The sequence below is a fragment of the Flavobacterium sp. genome (assembly GCF_035456085.1).
Lineage (GTDB): Bacteria > Bacteroidota > Bacteroidia > Flavobacteriales > Flavobacteriaceae > Flavobacterium.
On the sequence record NZ_DATIDY010000067.1, the window covers coordinates 1 to 2,076 of the forward strand.

The window sequence follows — 2,076 nt, forward strand, 5'->3', positions numbered from 1 at the left end:
TTTTGATGGAATTCCTGATGAAGCCATTTCTGAATTGGAAGTTCCAAACTATGAAAACATTATGAAAACTACTATTCGTAATTCGGATGCGGTGATAATTGCTTCAGAAGGTGTGTCTCCAAGTTTAACAAAATTTATAGAGTCTTCAAACAAACCTTTTCTACCTTTGAAATTTAAAGATGAATTTGCGGTTTCTTATACGCAATTCTATGAAAATATGTTGTTATAAATCAATCATTTACGAATAATAAGTATGCTTAGAAATTCCATTTTTAAAACAATTCCTTTCCTTTTTTTTATTGTTCTTTTTGCTTCCTGTGATAAGGAATTTAATGTTGTTGGCGAAGATATTATTGGTGACAACTCTTTTGATATTAAAAAAGACGAATTTTCAGTTGTTGCTTATAACCAAAAATTAGGACCAATTCAGTCCAATAATTTACCAATTAATCCTCTTGGAATTTATAATAATCCATCTTTTGGGACTACCAAAGCGAATTTTGTAACACAAGTAGCATTAGTATCTGTAAATCCTACTATTGATGTTTCTGCAAAAATAAAAAGTGCAGTGCTTACAATACCTTATTTTATAGACAGTAAGCAGACAGTATTGGATGCAAGTACAGGAAAAAGCACCTATGTTTTGGATTCTATTTATGGTCCAAGTTTGGCTAAAATGAAACTTAGTTTGTATGAATCTGGGTATTATATGAGAAATTTGGATCCAGAAGATCAATTTACTCAACCTCAAAAATATTATACAAATCAATATTCAGAATTTGCATCCGTAAGGAAAGATGTTCTTTTAAATGATAGTTCTAATCCAGCTGAAAATGAACAATTTTTCTTTAGTCCTGCAGAATATGAGGAAACAAAAACACCTAGTGGCTCAACAACTCCTGTTACTACCAGAACGGCTCCAGCAATGAGATTGAACCTGAATAATGCTTTCTTTCAAAGTAAAATATTAAATGCTCCGGCTGGATCATTAGCGAATAATGATGTGTTTAAAGATTATTTTAGAGGCTTGTTCTTTAATATTGAAAGTATTGGTGCTACTGAAGGTAATTTGGCAATGATTAATTTTGCTAAAGGTAAAATTACAATTACTTATGAAGAGACTATCAGTACAGTTGTGACAGAAAAAACGTTGGTACTTTCATTAGTAGGTAATACAGCAGATGATATAAAAGGTAATACAGTTAGTTTATTAGATCAAAGTAATACGAATCCAGATTATGCTAACGCAACAAATCCTAGTAATATTGACCCTGTAAATGGAGATCCTAATTTGTATCTTAAAGGTGGAGAAGGTTCTTTGTCTATATTAAAACTATTTGGGGATGATAAATTTGGTAGTGATGGTATGACAGGTGCGCCAAATGGAGTTGCTGATCAATTGGATATTATGAGATCGAATAAGTATCTTATTAATGAAGCCGATTTGATTTTTCATTTAAATTCTGATGCTATGGGTAATAGTTATGTGCCGCAAAGGATTTATTTATATGATTTTAAAAACAATCACACTCTTTATGATTATACTTATGATGCTTCTAAAGCGAGTAATGGTAAGAATAATAGGTATGTTTTTGGTGGAATAGCAGTAAAGGAATCTGCCGCAAATGGAGGAGGTTACACTTATAAATTCAGGATAACGGACCATGTAAGAAATCTAGTTAAACACGCTGATTCAACAAATGTAGATTTAGGATTAGTTGTTACAGAAAGCATTGATTATTCTGCTTTTAACTCATTAAGAGATAAAACTGGTTTTCCTTTAAAAGCTCCAATGGCGTCGGTTATGAATCCCTTAGGTGCTATTGTCTATGGTAACAATGTTGCCGATGAAAAGAAAAGATTAAAATTCGTAATTTATTATACAAAAGCTAATTAAAAGAAACTATGTGTGGAATTGTTGGGTATATTGGCCGCAGAGAGGCTTATCCTATCGTAATAAAAGGATTGAAGAGACTGGAATATCGTGGTTATGATAGTGCTGGTGTGATGTTGTTTGATGGAAATGATTTAGTGGTTTCAAAAACAAAGGGGAAAGTTTCTGATCTTGAGAAAAAA

At 31.8% G+C, this 2,076-nt stretch carries 1 protein-coding gene and 1 pseudogene; both read left to right on the plus strand.

Features of this window, described 5'->3' with window-relative positions; genetic code table 11:
* Window positions 1-229 (plus strand): annotated as a pseudogene (locus VLC96_RS05335) (glycogen/starch synthase); the annotation flags it as partial.
* 24 nt (window positions 230-253) lie between these two features.
* Window positions 254-1,897, plus strand: a complete 1,644-nt coding sequence (gene bamH, locus VLC96_RS05340; RefSeq protein WP_325261127.1) for a BamH family beta-barrel-assembly machinery protein — start codon at window positions 254-256, stop codon at window positions 1,895-1,897.
* The last annotated feature ends 179 nt before the right edge of the window (window positions 1,898-2,076 follow it).

Bases quoted from the DNA above. Each gene is read 5' to 3' on its own strand.
- bamH (WP_325261127.1), top strand. From the start codon at position 254: ATGCTTAGAAATTCCATTTTTAAAACAATTCCTTTCCTTTTTTTTATT.